The sequence below is a fragment of the Blautia sp. DFI.1.216 genome (assembly GCF_020594215.1).
Lineage (GTDB): Bacteria > Bacillota > Clostridia > Lachnospirales > Lachnospiraceae > Blautia_A > Blautia_A wexlerae.
Genome location: NZ_JAJDML010000050.1, coordinates 1 through 15,071, shown reverse-complemented (window position 1 = coordinate 15,071; position 15,071 = coordinate 1). Strand labels below are relative to the sequence as shown.

General features: G+C 40.9%; 14 protein-coding genes. 3 read left to right on the top strand and 11 right to left on the bottom strand.

Features of this window, described 5'->3' with window-relative positions:
- Positions 1-14: 14 nt before the first annotated feature.
- Positions 15-1,301, bottom strand: coding sequence for a dihydroorotase (locus LJE11_RS15460; protein ID WP_055059898.1), 1,287 nt, complete (start codon positions 1,299-1,301; stop codon positions 15-17).
- A gap of 274 nt (positions 1,302-1,575) precedes the next feature.
- Here LJE11_RS15460 and LJE11_RS15455 point away from each other — a divergent pair, with 274 nt between their 5' ends.
- Positions 1,576-1,776 carry a cold-shock protein gene (locus LJE11_RS15455; protein ID WP_008705499.1) on the top strand — a complete coding sequence of 67 codons (201 nt, stop codon included), beginning with the start codon at positions 1,576-1,578 and terminating at the stop codon, positions 1,774-1,776.
- Positions 1,777-1,914: 138 nt separating this feature from the next.
- On the opposite strand, the gene LJE11_RS15450 is transcribed toward LJE11_RS15455, so the two are convergent.
- On the bottom strand, positions 1,915-2,424 hold the full coding sequence (locus LJE11_RS15450; protein WP_227296195.1) for a hypothetical protein: 510 nt from the start codon (positions 2,422-2,424) through the stop codon (positions 1,915-1,917).
- A gap of 74 nt (positions 2,425-2,498) precedes the next feature.
- Positions 2,499-3,338 (bottom strand): DegV family protein, encoded by an 840-nt coding sequence (locus LJE11_RS15445; RefSeq protein ID WP_025579480.1) that lies wholly within the window; start codon positions 3,336-3,338, stop codon positions 2,499-2,501.
- Between the two features lie 254 nt (positions 3,339-3,592).
- Here LJE11_RS15445 and LJE11_RS15440 point away from each other — a divergent pair, with 254 nt between their 5' ends.
- Positions 3,593-4,093, top strand: a complete 501-nt coding sequence (locus LJE11_RS15440; RefSeq protein ID WP_020993367.1) for a DUF5721 family protein — start codon at positions 3,593-3,595, stop codon at positions 4,091-4,093.
- Between the two features lie 13 nt (positions 4,094-4,106).
- On the opposite strand, the gene LJE11_RS15435 is transcribed toward LJE11_RS15440, so the two are convergent.
- The 7 genes from LJE11_RS15435 to LJE11_RS15405 all read right to left on the bottom strand — a co-directional run bounded on the left by LJE11_RS15435 (position 4,107) and on the right by LJE11_RS15405 (position 12,451).
- Complete coding sequence (locus LJE11_RS15435; RefSeq protein ID WP_008705507.1) at positions 4,107-4,436, bottom strand: sporulation initiation factor Spo0A C-terminal domain-containing protein; 330 nt, start codon at positions 4,434-4,436, stop codon at positions 4,107-4,109.
- 353 nt (positions 4,437-4,789) lie between these two features.
- Positions 4,790-6,862, bottom strand: a complete 2,073-nt coding sequence (gene htpG / locus LJE11_RS15430) for a molecular chaperone HtpG (RefSeq protein WP_227296193.1) — start codon at positions 6,860-6,862, stop codon at positions 4,790-4,792.
- 267 nt (positions 6,863-7,129) lie between these two features.
- The gene (locus tag LJE11_RS15425) at positions 7,130-9,808 is read right to left on the bottom strand and encodes a COG1470 family protein (RefSeq protein ID WP_227296191.1); all 2,679 of its coding nucleotides are present in this window, start codon (positions 9,806-9,808) and stop codon (positions 7,130-7,132) included.
- 322 nt (positions 9,809-10,130) lie between these two features.
- Positions 10,131-10,388 carry a glyoxalase gene (locus LJE11_RS15420; RefSeq protein ID WP_008705512.1) on the bottom strand — a complete coding sequence of 86 codons (258 nt, stop codon included), beginning with the start codon at positions 10,386-10,388 and terminating at the stop codon, positions 10,131-10,133.
- A 1-nt stretch (position 10,389) separates the two neighbouring features.
- The gene (locus LJE11_RS15415; protein ID WP_173720688.1) at positions 10,390-11,193 is read right to left on the bottom strand and encodes an HAD family hydrolase; all 804 of its coding nucleotides are present in this window, start codon (positions 11,191-11,193) and stop codon (positions 10,390-10,392) included.
- Positions 11,186-11,851, bottom strand: a complete 666-nt coding sequence (locus tag LJE11_RS15410) for an HAD family hydrolase (RefSeq protein ID WP_008705515.1) — start codon at positions 11,849-11,851, stop codon at positions 11,186-11,188. The genes LJE11_RS15415 and LJE11_RS15410 overlap by 8 nt, the downstream gene beginning before the upstream one ends.
- Positions 11,852-11,857: 6 nt before the next feature.
- On the bottom strand, positions 11,858-12,451 hold the full coding sequence (locus LJE11_RS15405; protein ID WP_161280768.1) for a Maf family protein: 594 nt from the start codon (positions 12,449-12,451) through the stop codon (positions 11,858-11,860).
- Between the two features lie 219 nt (positions 12,452-12,670).
- On the opposite strand from LJE11_RS15405, the gene LJE11_RS15400 reads away from it, so the two are divergent.
- Positions 12,671-13,075 (top strand): hypothetical protein, encoded by a 405-nt coding sequence (locus LJE11_RS15400; RefSeq protein WP_044956000.1) that lies wholly within the window; start codon positions 12,671-12,673, stop codon positions 13,073-13,075.
- Between the two features lie 117 nt (positions 13,076-13,192).
- Here the strand turns inward: LJE11_RS15400 and LJE11_RS15395 are convergent, their stop codons facing one another.
- Positions 13,193-14,860 carry a glutamine--tRNA ligase/YqeY domain fusion protein gene (locus LJE11_RS15395; protein WP_227296189.1) on the bottom strand — a complete coding sequence of 556 codons (1,668 nt, stop codon included), beginning with the start codon at positions 14,858-14,860 and terminating at the stop codon, positions 13,193-13,195.
- Positions 14,861-15,071: the final 211 nt, after the last annotated feature.

Genomic DNA, 15,071 nt, shown 5'->3' with positions numbered 1-15,071 from the left:
TTGATATGGTATTTTTATGCATTCTGGTATACAACTTTTCCATCACAGATTGTATAGAGAATTTTTCCCTTTACTTTCCATCCGTCAAATGGTGTGTTGCGTCCTTTGGAAGCAAATTCATTTTTATCTATTTTATATTCGTGATCAATGTCTGCAATGACAATGTCTGCCGGATGTCCCTTCTGAAGTGTACCTCTGTCACTTCCCAGAATCTGTGCCGGGTTCCAGCTCATTTTCTCAATAAGCTGTGAGATTGTAAGAATTCCAGTTTCTACAAGTGCAGTATAAGACAATGCAAAGCTTGTCTCAATTCCCACAATGCCAAAAGCCGCATTCCGGATAGAGCCTGTCTTCTCCGGCACTGCATGAGGTGCATGATCTGTACTGATCACTTTAAAGGAACCATCCTTCAGTCCTCGGATCAGTGCATCTACATCTTTCTTCGTACGAAGAGGAGGGTTCATCTTATAGTTTGGATCATCACATTTAATATCATCGGAAGTGAGGATAAAATGATGCGGGCAAACCTCTGCTGTGATATTGTCCAATCCCTCTTCCTTCACAATCTCCATCATCTTCGCAACACCTTCTGTGGAACAATGGCACAGATGCAGTCTTGCCCCTGTCTCTCTGGCAAGAAGAATATCTCTCGCTGCGATCACATCCTCAACTGCATTGCAGATACCTGGCAGACCAAGTCTCCGCGCATTCTCATCCTCATTCATACATCCATCACCGCGCAGATCAATATCCTCACAGTGAGCAAAAATCGGAACATTGAATTTCTCTGCCACTTCCATAGCTTCTTTGCAAAGCCTGGTATTCATAACAGATTTGCCGTCTTCAGATAATGCCGGGATTCCCGCTTTTACCATTCCTTCGATATCAGAAAGTTCCTGTCCCTTCTCCCCCTGCGTAATGGCACCTGCCTGGAGCACATGAATGCCGGCAAGCTGTTTTGCCTTATTATGCACATAATTTACACGATCCGGACTGTCAATTACCGGTGTTGTATTCGGCATTGCAACAACCGTTGTCACACCACCTCTTGCAGCAGCCCGGGAACCTGTCTCTATATCCTCTTTCTGTGTCTGTCCCGGATCTCTGAAATGAACGTGAAGATCGATCAGTCCCGGCATTACCAGACATCCCTTCGCATCTATTACTCTGTCGCTTTTATCTTTTATTTTAAGTTTCTCACCGATCTCGGTGATCACGCCATCTTCCAGATAAATATCGCCTTTCTTATCAGTATCAGTAGCCGCATCTACGATACGTCCTCCCTGAATCAGAATACCCATGCAATTCTCTCCCTTCGTTGTCGTTTGACAATAACTTTCTGATATACATAATACACGAAACTTCTTCTTTTATAAAGCCTTTTTTTACTGATGTGCAGTCTTTTTTGCTTGACAATTCAAAATGCGGGAGATATAATCAGTTCATATCTGGATTATTTAATGTATAGTCACTGGTTTTTAGAGATTATATAACAGTATATAATCTGTAAAATCTGGTGATTTTTTTATTTGCCAGAAACTATATAATTTTTTTATTTTTTATGGAGGTAACAACATGAACAAGGGAACTGTAAAATGGTTCAACGCAGAAAAAGGTTACGGATTTATCACTGGTGAAGACGGTGCAGACGTATTTGTACATTTCTCCGCTATCAATGGTGAAGGATTCAAATCCCTTGAAGAAGGACAGGCTGTAACATACGACTTAACAGAAGGTGCTCGTGGTATGCAGGCTGCAAACGTTACAAAATTATAATTTATAATTTTTGTTAACGCGAGAGGATTGAATTCCGCACTTTTCTATACGGATTAAACCTCAAAAAAATCCCCGGATCATCCGGGGATTTTTTATTGTCTTCTTTCAGTTATCAGTTAATCTGACAAATTTTCTCTTCTATTTGGCATCTGTGCTGTCTGCATCTGCTGTTACCGCATCATCTGTTGTTTCTGCAGATGCGTCATCTGATGTCTCTTTATCATCTGCTGTGGCTGTATTATCTTCTACTTCAGCTTTATCCGCTGCATCTGTATCTGAGGATTCTGTTTCAGAAGCATCTGCTGCATCATCAGTAGAATCAGCATCTGCACTGTCTGTATCAGTGGAAGCTGTTGTGCCTTCTTCTGCTGTATCTGTATCAGCACCGTCTGCATCATCAGATGTATTTGCTGACAGATTCGAAATGTAATTGTCAAGTGCAGTAGTATCCATTACTGTATTCTGAACCACATTCTCTTTGGCTCCTGTCACTTTTACATATGCAGAATAACCAATCCATGCAACAATCACAACACAAATGAATGCCCAGGCAAACATTTCCAGTCCAAAAAGTACTTTTTCTTTTCTGTCTGTTTTGTTATGCAGTCCTTTTCTGGCCTTATAAGCATCGACTTTCTTCTGGCTCATGATAGATCTCCTTTGCATCAATATTTCGTATTTTTTGATTATAGCACACTTTACTGCAAAAGGAAACAATTAGTTTATACTGCAACGATCACTCCGCCGTCATTTGCATACATAGAACTTACACCCGCTGTATCAAGGACTACGATCTTTGCAAGTTTCATTCTCTCTTCAAAAGCCTCTTTGAGCACCTGTGCTCTTGCCGGACAATTGCAGTGACTGATGGCAAGAACCTTCTCTGCACTGTCCGGGGTTTTCTCGATCACCTGCTCTACAAGCTTGATCAGAGCACGATTCATGCCTCTTGCCTGATCCAGCTGGCAGATATTTCCATCATCCGTAGAACCCATGACCGGTTTGATTTTCAATGCACTGGCCACTAACGCTTTCACTTTGCTCAGACGGCCGTTCTTTCTCAAAGTATCAAGATTCTCAAGTATAAAAAATGTATGCTGTCCTTCAATATAATGTTCCACAGTTGAAACAACTTCTTCAAAACTCATCCCTGCTTCTTCGCATTCCTGTATCTTCATTCCGATCAGGCTTTCCCCGATGGATGCGGAACGTGAATTAAACACATGTATTTTTTTATCCGGATGGTCTTCCATAATAAGATCTCTGCCAAGTAACGCACTGTTATAGGAACCACTCAGCTCAGAAGACAAAGTCACTGCATAAATATGCTCAGCCTCGCAGTCATATGCTCTCATATATCTCTCAGGTGACGGGCAGGCTGATTTCGGACATTCCGGGCAGGCTGCCACTTTATCAATAAACTCTGCCTGATCAAATGTTTCATCATCTATGATCTGTTCAGCTCCTACCATCAGAGTCAGTGGAATGGATTCAAAACATTCATCTTTCTTCCATTCGTCCAAAAGTTCTCCACAACTATCTATGATAATCTTATATCTCAATTATATCGTCCTCTTTTCCATTATATGTAGTATTCAATACCAGATATATCTTATCACACCGCTTTACGTTTGAAAAGACTTTTTAATAAAAACACTGTTCTTTTTTTCAAAAGTGCTTTATAATAAAAAGACGCTTCCCGCAAAGTGCAGGAAGCGCTGCCTGATCCACAAAATATGTTCAGAAATATGCAGCAATCCAGAAGTCTTTTTTTAATTCTGAACAGCTATAAATCATGTTATCAGAGAGGTGTTGTATGCTTGCTTTAAAAATTACTGATGTAAAAGATTTTATGAATAAACTCCTGATCGGTGAGGTATTTGACCGTTTTTCTCTTGTCGAGGCATCTGTGACAACCTTCAACACTTTTACCATAAACGGAAAACTTCATTACGATTTCTTTGATACTGACACAAAGGCTGCTTTTGAGGAGAATTCCACAGAATATTCCCTCTGGCATGATGTAAAACCTTATTGTTTTTCTATCATACGCGGCAGACGCACACCTTTGAATTTCAGGATTGTATTTGAACTTTCTCATGATCAGACACAGTCGTTGTTAAAAAATGAACAGCATATTGCAGATATTCCTGTGCAAAGCTTTTATCTGAATATCCGGTACAAGAACCAGTCCCTTTTATGTACAACAGGTGTTTCTTATACTTCATTCAGTCCGGATAAACGTCTGGAACATCTCTGGGATGATTCCATGACTGTTTTTCTCTCCAGTCATCACATTCCCTGTGAGAAATTATGAGTAGATTCTGTTATCAGTCTTTATCCGAATAACGCAGATAATAGACCAGAATATCTATAAACTCACTGTTCGTCGGTTTATCTGCCATTGTACACCCTGCCATTTCTTCCAGTGTATCCTTATGATTCATCCAACATAAGTTTACCAGTGTTCTTATGTTGTGTTCTACATTAGACGGCGTTGATTTATATTTTCTTGCAATGACCGGATAAATATCTTTGGTGACTTTTACCGGTCGCTCATAAATTTTCTGTGCCATTTCTACTGCATCCACAACATAATAATATCCTTTATACTTTGATGTTGCACCCAATTTTCTAATAACTCCATAAACTGCACTCATACATCGTTCCTCCTGTAACTTCCATAATCTGTGTTTTTACAGATTTGGATATCTCATTTATTTACACACATTTCTCTATAAGTAAATGAAAGTCACGATATTGGCTGCCCGGAAGCACCATTGCAGTCACTATTCTCTGTAACCCGTTATATTTTCTGCGGATTCGGCATATTCATTAAAATATCGGCAACTTAATAATAGGAATTCATAAGACATTTGTCAATACCAATGTAATTGTTTTCCACAAAAATAAGGAGCAGAAGTTATTCTCCGCTCCTTATTTGATATTCTGCTATTCTGACAGGCGTATCTGTCCTCTCATTGATCTGCCGGCAAATTGCCTGCTTTCTATCTTATTTTGCAACCATCAGCAAAATTTCATTGCTTCTCTGAACAAATCTGGTCATTTCGTCCGGTGAAAGCTGTTTATGGCTCATCATCGCAAGGTCATACAACTGTTCACAGATAAGCGGAGCCTTGTCAGATTCCTGATTCTCTGCCAGATATTTAACCAATGGATGATTCGCATTCAGAACCAGTGTTTCCTGTCCGCCAAACATATTCGGATCCATTCCATACATATTATACATCTTCATCATATCCTGCATACGGCGGCTCTCTTCGGAAAGAGTCATCATTGCTGATACATTTTCATTTTTCAGATTCTCAACATGTACTTCCAGTTTATCTTTATTAAGGCTCTTGCGGAAAAGTTCTGTCAGTGCTTTGACAGTTGCTTCATCGGCAGTACCCTCACCCTTCATTTCTTCGGTCAGATCAGCATCAATACGCTTAAACTGTACTTCCTGATGTTTCTGCTCAAGACTGGAAATAAATGCACTGTCAATATTATGCTTCAGGATAACGGCATCTTTTCCTGCTTCCTTAAACATATTGATATACTGACTCTGCTGAACTTCATCAGTTACATAGAAAATTACTGTCTTCTCAGGTTCTTTCGCTTCCGCATTGTCTTTGTTTTCAGACTCTGCTGCATCTTCTTTCTTTTCTTCTGTCTGAGCCTCAGTTTCTTCTGTTTCTTTTTTATTCTCTTCAATGCAGTCCTTTAATGTGAGATATTTGCCATCAAGGTTCTTAAAGAGTACATAATCTCCCATTTTCTCTGCAAACTTAGCATCTTTAATACAGCCATATTTAATAAACGGGCTGATATCATCCCAGTATTTCTCATAAGATTCTCTGTCAGTCTTGCACATTCCGGTAAGCTTATCTGCCACTTTTTTGGAAATGTATTCAGAAATCTTCTGTACAAATCCGTCATTCTGCAATGCGCTTCGTGACACGTTCAATGGAAGATCCGGACAATCGATCACACCTTTCAGAAGAAGCAGGAATTCAGGAATTACTTCCTTGATATTATCTGCGATAAATACCTGATTGTTATAAAGTTTGATCGTTCCTTCAATGGAATCATACTCTGTATTGATCTTCGGGAAGTACAGGATACCTTTTAAATTAAACGGATAATCCATATTCAGATGTATCCAGAATAACGGTTCCTTATAATCCATAAATACCTTGCGGTAGAATTCCTTGTATTCATCATCTGTACATTCATTCGGATGCTTCATCCAGAGAGGATTGATATCACTGATGGAAACCGGACGTTTATTGATCTTTACTTTATCCTTTGCAGGAGAAACTTCAACAACTTCCTTTTCACCTTTATCATTTTCTTTTTCTTCTGTCTTTGCTTCCTCATGAATATGTTCAACAACTACATCATCGTCTCTTAACTCAGATTCATCAATTGTCTCATATTCCTGAGGTGCATTTGCTTTGGAAAGGTAAATATGAACCGGCATGAAAGAACAGTATTTCTCAAGGATCTCACGCATACGGTACTCATTTGCAAATTCCAGGCAGTCTTCATTCAGGAACAGGGTGATTTCTGTACCAATCGTATTCTTGTTACCTTCCTGGATATCATATTCTGTTCCGCCATCACAGGACCAGTGTACAGGCTGTGCACCTTCTGTATAGGAAAGTGTATCAATATGCACTTCATCCGCTACCATAAATGCAGAATAAAATCCAAGTCCAAAATGACCGATCATCTGATCATCTGTAGTTTTGTCTTTATATTTCTCAAGAAACTGAGTTGCACCCGAAAAAGCAATCTGAGTAATGTATTTCTCTACTTCATCAGCAGTCATGCCAATACCATTATCGATGAATTTCAGAGTTTTCTCATCAGGATTAACAATTACCTGAATCTCCGGTTTGTATCCTTCCGGAAAAGTATATTCTCCCATTACTTCCAGTTTTTTCAGTTTAGTAATCGCATCGCATCCGTTGGAGACCAGCTCTCTTACAAAAATATCATGATCGGAATATAACCATTTCTTGATGATTGGGAAAATATTTTCACTGTTGATTGATAAATTTCCATGTTTTACAGCCATGCTGTCCACACTCCTTTTTGTTTTTAATCATTTGCCGCAACTTTATCTGTCAATATACTGCATTCTTATCTGCTCTGCCTCCGAAGCCAAGACTATCCTCTCCTGTTTATCCTTTGAAATAGCTTTTGACTCCTGTAAGTTGCTTCTCTGAAAGATATAGTAATACCATTTATTCCAAAAGTCAAGAAAAAATTAGCACTCACCAAAAATGAGTGCTAATAATTTTATATTTTACATATTCCCCTGTATTTTTTCTTCAGATAACTCTTATTTCTTTCGTCTTTTGTATACCACAACTCCCACAATACATCCTGCTGCAATCGCCAGAATAATCACAAACGGTGTGATATTAGTCGTATCTCCTGTCTTTACCGCTGTTTTCGCAGTTGCTCCATTCGGCTGTGGAGTCGGAGTTGCAGTTACAGTCTGCGCCTGCGTAATACTGAAATTCACCTGTTTAGTATCCTGCTCCCCTGTATTCTTCCATTCACTTCCATTATACTTCTGACGGTCAAATGTAACTGTCAATGTGTAGGTTCCGGCCTTCGTAATTCCAAATGCAGCAGTATAAGGTGCACTGCTCCAGCTATTTGTATTGATCACTTTCCAGTTATACGGTACATAGCGGACATCTCCCTTTCCCGGACTTTCATTGTCCATACCCGCTCCGACTGCTGTAAATGTAATCTTTGACTGTGTTGTGTATCCATCTGAACTGATTCCTGTAATCTTATTATCTGCCGGATCTGCAATTTTCGCCTTGCGGGCAGCTTTAACCGTAAACTGAACTTTCACTTCTGCACTGATCTGCTGTTCATTATCAATCACAACTGACTCTGTATAGGAGCCGGCCTTTAACCCCTCCTTCGGGCGGATTTTAAATGTACAGCTCTCCCCCGGTGCAAGCTCTGTGGCTGAAAGTTTCCCGATTTTAAAGTTTTTACCTGACGGTGCATTTAAAGTTACATTTGTATTCCCCTCATTCGTCACTGTAACTTTCTGCGCTTCCGGTGCCTCACTATATCCTTCTTTTGCTTTTCCAAAATTCAGTTCTTCCGGTGTTACGGATAATTTATAAATCTTTTTCAATTCCGAAACAGTCGCAGAAGCTTTGATCGTTGTTAATACATCTTCCTGTCCTTCCGAACTGGTCTGGGCTATCTGAATACTGTCCAGATAATTGCCGACTTTCAGACCGGTCACCGGTACTGCTGTAAATGCAGCAGAATCTCCCGGCTCCAGCACTGATGCCGAAAGTTCCCCAATATCAAAATACTCTGCATATGGCTGCATCAGCGAAACAGTTGTATTTCCTGTATTGGTAAGTGTAATGGTCGTCGCTTCAGGAGTATCATAACCTTCCTTCAGATCATCATAACTGAAAGATTCCGGATCTGCCTGAACTGCTGTGATCTGTTCCTGTTCTGCCTCTTTTACAGATACTTCCGCAGTTACCTGCACTGCTACTTCCGGATCCTCTTCACTTTCAAATATCAGGGTATCACTGTAATCACCCTTCGTCAGACCGGTTTTTGGCTGTACCATGAACATAAGAGAATCACCTTTTGCAATCTGTATTCCTGATACAGCTTCACTTCCATCTTCGTTCATCACCTCAAAATAATCTGATTTCGGTATCTTTAAAGTGACAGTTCCATCCCCTGTATTTGTTACGGTTACGGACAGTGTCTCATTGGCCTGTGTATAATTTTCTTCGATATCGCTGAAATTAAGACTTCCTGTATTTACATCAAGAGACTGTGCCTCAAGAGATGCATCTGCATTGTCACCTGCCGATGGAGCCTCGCTGTCATCCGGCGTCTCTGTCGGTTCTGCAGAAGGCTCATCCGAAGGCTTCAGATCTTCGTCATCTGATGAATCATCCTCACCTTCAACTGCAATCTTCGCTTCAAAAGAAACCTCAATACCTTCTTCCGTCCGGTATGTGATCATATCATCATATTCACCCGGTTCCAGCCCTTCCCTCGGCTGTATCCATACGCTTACAGATTCACCTGCACTCAGCGGTTCTGTAATATCCTGAACCATAAAATGTTCCGGACTGATCTCCTGAAAATTCAAGTTCTCATTTCCGGTGTTCGTAATCTGCACATACTGTGCTTCCACATCCTCAAGATCACTCTTTACTGTTCCAAAATCACAAATCTGATCTTCGCTGTCCTCTACAGTGGCAGTCGCTTCGTAAGTCTTTTGATCTTTCTCTGATCCATCTGTCTGCACATTTCCGTTCTCATCCACCTGCAGCTGATCTTCTGTATAAATTTTCATCTGGGAATCATCAGTACCTTCTGTTGTTTCCTCCGGCTGACCTTTTGTGTTCTGAGAGTCATCTTCCTGTTCATTCCCTGCATTCTGCTGTACATCTTCTGTTCTATCTACATCCTGATTTTCAGAATCCTGACTGCCTTCTGCATTATCTGCTGTTTCTTCCAGCTGTGCCTCCTCTGTTCCATCTGCCGTTTCTTCCAGCTGTGCATTCTCTGTTCCATCTGCCGTTTCTGTCTGCTGTGTATCCTCTGCTTCCTGTTCCACTGCTTTCGCCTCTTCTTCAGTTGCAGCTACCTCTAACGTCTTTGCAGTAAGAATACCTGTCAGTCCGCTTCCATCTACAGGGGTCAGATCAAGCACCAGTCTGCATCCCAGATCATCCTGAGTGATCGTATAGGTCTTCTCAGTACCTACCTGTGTTAACTCCTTCTCCCCTGTCTGTCTTGACCAGGAAAAAGTGAAATCTTCATCTGTAACCCCTTCCGGTGTAACCTTTGCATAATCTGCACTCACTACTACGCCTACAGCTGCCAGTCCCTTAATCTTAAGCTTACCGCCCAATTCTCCTGACGGAGCTGCCGCAAAAACCATGGATGGAATCATTGAAATAACCATCATCACAGTCATTACAACTGCAAGAAATCTCTTTCTCTCCATCTGTAGTCCTCCTTTTCATTTATAATAAAATTTGTAATTATTCAGCAGCCACTCTGAAGGTACTGAATAATTACAGTTCTGTGATGCTTCTGTGTCTGTCTGCCCTTTTCATTCCCATCACAGACCACAGCACCGTTTTTCTCTTTATAAAAGCATTATAGCATCGCATTTTCCGGAAATGTAATCTGTATTTTCTCCCTTAAAACAACTTCAGCCCCTGAGTATCAGAGTTCAATTTTCTCCAATATTCAGGGACCGAACTGTGTTTTACAGTTATTTCTCCGATATATCACGTGATATCCATAATTTGACCGAACAGTTTTTATCCTTCTACTATCAGATATTTTCCATCCGGCAGAGCAAATACTTCACTTGCATCTTCCAGTTCTTCATCTGACATTCCTTCCACATCAGCGCCTGACTCTTCCAGATATTCTCTCACTTCTTCAATAGAATCCACAACCTGCGCCATGCAATCCTCAAGGAATGCTTCCGCTGCTTCATATGATTCTGCTACCGCCTGTGGAAAAAGCTGCTCCTGATTTTCAAGAAACGTATTAATACATTCTTCTGTAAACAATTTAAATAACCTCCTCAATCTTTCCCTTTGCCCGGATCAGCTTCTCAAGGACCGGTTCAACCTGTTTTGTCATATAGGACGCAGCTGACCGTACCCCCTCCTTGGAATGCTCCATGGCAAAGCCATATTTTACCGCTTTAAGCATCTCTATATCATTATATTCGTCTCCGAACGCAATACATTCTTCCGGCGAAATATGATATCTTTTCTGATATTCTCTGATTCCTTTTGCCTTGTTTGTTCCAAAAGGAATAAAATCGATCCACTCATTTCCCGAAGTGACAACAACACATTCTTTTCCAAATCTGTCCATCCAGTATTTCACAGATTCTTCTGTAAGGCCGGCCGGTTCAAACACAGCCAGCTTCATGATAGGAGCCGTCATCTCTTCCATACTGTTTACAAATCTGCATTCATTTTTTACTTCATATAACATATGGTCATGAAATCTCTTTGTCTTCGGCATCAGGTAGTGGTAATCCTTTGCAGAACAGGTAAACTCGGCATCCTTCTTTTCCAGGATTGCAGAAATAATCTCCCCTGCCAGCTTTCTGTCAAAAGAATCCTGATACAGTACCTCTCCATGATCCACTGCCAGTGCACCATTCTCCGAAATATAGGAAATCTCTGAAGCAACAGGCGCAAACAGCTTTGTCATATTCGGATATTGTCTTCCACTGGCTGCCACAAACATAATCCCCAGTTCCTCTAACTGCCTGATCAGCGAAAAAATTTCTTCAGGCAGAGACTGTGCCTTATGTAAAAGTAGCGTCCCATCCAGATCACTTGCAACCAGCTTAATCATTTCCATGTTCCTCGCAAATTTTTACCAGATCTGTCGGTTTCTCAGCGACAAGATCTGCTCCATTCTCATTCAGTTCTTTTCGGTCACGAAAGCCCCATAGCGCACCTACTGTATACATTCCTGCTGCTTTACCGGTCTTCATATCTGTACTTGTATCTCCCACATACATACATTCTTCCGGTTTTACACCAAATTTCTCCGCAACCATAAGCGGACCATCAGGTGCCGGTTTCCTGCGGATTGCTTCGCTCTGACCAACTACCATATCAAATTCCCCGTCAAAAAGCTGCGCAATTACTTTCACAGCTGCAGGATGAGGTTTATTTGAACAAACTGCCAGCTTCATTCCATGTTCCTTCAATTTCTTTAAGGTTTCCGGCATTCCCTTATAGGGAACTACTTTATACATCGGATCTGCTTCAAACATTTCCCGGTAAAGCTTCTGTCCCTCATCATAATGCGCAAGTTCCGGATCCCCCGCATCCTTAAGTGCGCGGCGGATCAGCATATTTGCCCCTTCTCCGCTGTAATATCTGAAATTATCCACCGGAAGTGTTTTCAACCCGAATTTTTCCATAATAATATTAGTCACATAAGCCATGGAATCCAGCGTATCAGCCAGTGTTCCATCCAAATCAAATATACATGCTTTAATCATCTTTTGTCATCCTCTTAAGTTAATTCCTGATTTCTTCATTTCATAAAATAATCTGGCAACCGGGAGTCCTACCACATTATTGTAATCTCCGTTGATCCCCTTTACATAAATTCCGAAAAGTCCCTGGATGCCATAGCTTCCAGCCTTATCCATAGGCTCTCCTGTAGCAACATACTCTCTGATCTCCTCATCTGAAACCGGATAAAACGTCACATCTGTACTTTCATAAAAAGTACGTTCTGTCCAGACTTTTTCTTTCTTTTCCCATACAGAAACGCCGGTATATACCTGATGAGTATTTGCCTGAAGTTTCTTTAATGTATTCACTGCATCCTCTGTATCATGAGGTTTGCCAAGGATCACATTCTCAAACACTACCACTGTGTCAGATCCGATCACAATTGTTCCGTCGGCACTATCTTTCATAGTGCGGATAACAGAAGCTGCTTTATCCGAAGCCAGCTGTTTTACTGCCTCTCCCGGATTGTCTGAGATGCGATTCTCATCACCTGATGCAGGCAGCACTTCAAAATCCACGCCAGCCCGTTCCAACAGTTCTTTTCGTCTGGGTGAAGCAGATGCCAAAATAATTTTTCTCATAATAACCTCTTCTTTCCTGTCATAGTATACCTTGTATCTTTTTGGTATGCAACTGCTTTCATTAACTCTTTCCATAAAATTTCGCTTTTCTTTTTATCTGAAAAGTATTAAAATAACAATAACCTATAGCTGAATAAAATGGTGTCAGGAGTAAAAGATATTTTTATCCTGACTCGCTGTCAAAAATAGGAAAATATCAGAAAGGAGTTTATGATTATCATGGCTAAAATTAATAAATACTGGGGATATGTTGCAATAGGTGCCCTTACAGCAGCTGCTGCCGGTGCTGTAGCTGCCCTTATTGCCAAAAAAGGATCCTGTAAAGAGGATTTTGATTTTGAAGATGACTTTGATGATTTCGATCTGACTGATGAAAAGGAAACTGCTAAGGAAGATCAGGAACCTGCCGAAGATTTCCAGTCCTGGGAACATACAGGCGAACAGTCTGCAACAGATGACACCGAAAGCGAAGAAGCTGAAGAAGCTGCTGATACAGACGATTCTGAGAAGTCTTCCGATAAAGCTGCTGAAGTTGAGATTAAAGATGCAGAAGAGGAAGAAGATGCCGATGAACCCGAGAATTTTGAAGAGACTATGGACGCTGCATCTGAATCTGAAGAATAAACGTTACCGTTCACAGTAATGTAACCAAAAAGGAATGTTACTTCACGATTATACAATCGTAGAAGCAACATTCCCTTTTTATTCTGATTATATTATTATATTACTATTTCAGTCTCATTATGCTCTCGGAAGTTTAAATGAGCTCTTCAGAGACACGATACGGTTGAATACCGGTGCACCCTCTTTAGAATCATGGATATCTGCACAGAAAAATCCTGTTCTTACGAACTGGAAGCTGTCATAGCCTTTTGCTTCCATAAGTGCTGGTTCTACATATGCAGTAACTTTTGTCAGAGAGTTCGGATTTACATTCAGAGAACCATCTTCTTTGTTGTATACACCCTTCTCCTCGTCTACGATATTCTCATAGAGACGTACTTCTGCTTTTCCTGCCTGACTTGCTTCTACCCAGTGAATGGTTCCTTTTACTTTTCTGCCATCCGGCGCATTGCCACCCTTTGTTGCTGGATCATAAGTACAGTGTACAACACGTACAGTTCCATCTTCATCAGCTTCATATCCTGTACAGATTACAAAATATGCGTTCATAAGACGAACCTCTGTGCCCGGGAACATTCTCTTATATTTCTTAGGCGGATCTACCATGAAGTCTTCTCTCTCAATATAGAGTTCTCTGCCAAACGGTATTTTACGGGTTCCCAGTTCTTCGTTCTCCATATTATTCGGAGCTTCCAGATATTCCACTTCGCCTTCCGGATAATTATCGATCACAAGCTTGATCGGATCAAGAACAGCCATCAGACGGGGACGTTTCAGTTTCAGATCCTCACGGATGCAGTATTCAAGCATTGCATAGTCAACAGAGCTGTTTGCTTTGGATACACCACAGAGTTCTACGAACATCTTGATGGATTCCGGTGTAAATCCACGGCGGCGCAGAGCTGCGATGGACACCAGACGTGGATCATCCCATCCGTCTACAATGCCTTCCTCTACCAATTTCTTGATATAACGTTTACCTGTAACTACATTTGTCAGATACAGTTTTGCAAACTCAATCTGCTTCGGCGGCTGTGGGTATTCCAATTCTTTTACAACCCAGTCATACAGTGGTCTGTGATCCTCAAACTCCAGAGTACAGATGGAATGTGTGATTCCCTCAATCGCATCCTCGATGGGATGGGCGAAATCATACATTGGATAGATGCACCATGTATCACCTGTTCTGTGGTGAGTCATATGAGCAACACGATAGATAACCGGGTCGCGCATATTCATGTTCGGAGATGCCATATCGATCTTGGCACGAAGCACTTTCTCTCCGTCTGCATATTTGCCTTCTTTCATCTCTTCAAAAAGCTGCAGGTTCTCTTCTACGCTTCTGTTTCTGTATGGACTTTCTTTACCCGGCTCTGTAAGAGTTCCACGATATTCACGGATCTGATCTGCTGTCAGGTCACATACATAGGCTTTGCCTTTCTGGATCAGCTTTACAGCAGCTTCATACATCTGTCCGAAATAGTCAGATGCAAAAAACAGTCTGTCTTCCCAGTCTGCACCAAGCCATTTGATATCTGCCTTGATGGATTCTACAAACTCACTCTTTTCTTTGGTCGGGTTTGTATCATCAAAACGCATGTTGAACTTGCCGTTATATTCCTGTGCAAGACCATAGTTTAAAAGAATAGATTTCGCATGACCGATATGAAGATATCCATTCGGTTCCGGTGGGAAACGCGTATGCACGGTGTCATAAACACCCTCTGCTAAATCTTTATCAATGATATTCTCAATAAAATTTTTGGAAACTGTTTCGTTCTCCATCTTTTTCCCTCCTGTTGTCGTATTTTATACTGTTTTTTCACACATCTATATATAAAAAATACAACTGAATATTTTTTATGTCGAATGAATTTATATTATCATTGGAAATTCCATCTGTCAACCGTTTACACAACAGTGACAGGCCTTATATTTCTCAGACGTTACTGTTCACTCCGTTCACAGTAACGTAGCCAAAATTCATTCCAGATTG

Bases quoted from the DNA above. Each gene is read 5' to 3' on its own strand.
- LJE11_RS15415 (WP_173720688.1), bottom strand. From the start codon at position 11,193: ATGATTAAGCTGGTTGCAAGTGATCTGGATGGGACGCTACTTTTACAT.
- LJE11_RS15460 (WP_055059898.1), bottom strand. From the start codon at position 1,301: ATGGGTATTCTGATTCAGGGAGGACGTATCGTAGATGCGGCTACTGAT.
- LJE11_RS15450 (WP_227296195.1), bottom strand. From the start codon at position 2,424: ATGAGCCAGAAGAAAGTCGATGCTTATAAGGCCAGAAAAGGACTGCAT.
- LJE11_RS15440 (WP_020993367.1), top strand. From the start codon at position 3,593: ATGCTTGCTTTAAAAATTACTGATGTAAAAGATTTTATGAATAAACTC.
- LJE11_RS15455 (WP_008705499.1), top strand. From the start codon at position 1,576: ATGAACAAGGGAACTGTAAAATGGTTCAACGCAGAAAAAGGTTACGGA.
- LJE11_RS15405 (WP_161280768.1), bottom strand. From the start codon at position 12,451: ATGAGAAAAATTATTTTGGCATCTGCTTCACCCAGACGAAAAGAACTG.
- LJE11_RS15435 (WP_008705507.1), bottom strand. From the start codon at position 4,436: ATGAGTGCAGTTTATGGAGTTATTAGAAAATTGGGTGCAACATCAAAG.
- LJE11_RS15425 (WP_227296191.1), bottom strand. From the start codon at position 9,808: ATGGAGAGAAAGAGATTTCTTGCAGTTGTAATGACTGTGATGATGGTT.
- htpG (WP_227296193.1), bottom strand. From the start codon at position 6,862: ATGGCTGTAAAACATGGAAATTTATCAATCAACAGTGAAAATATTTTC.
- LJE11_RS15400 (WP_044956000.1), top strand. From the start codon at position 12,671: ATGGCTAAAATTAATAAATACTGGGGATATGTTGCAATAGGTGCCCTT.
- LJE11_RS15395 (WP_227296189.1), bottom strand. From the start codon at position 14,860: ATGGAGAACGAAACAGTTTCCAAAAATTTTATTGAGAATATCATTGAT.
- LJE11_RS15410 (WP_008705515.1), bottom strand. From the start codon at position 11,851: ATGATTAAAGCATGTATATTTGATTTGGATGGAACACTGGCTGATACG.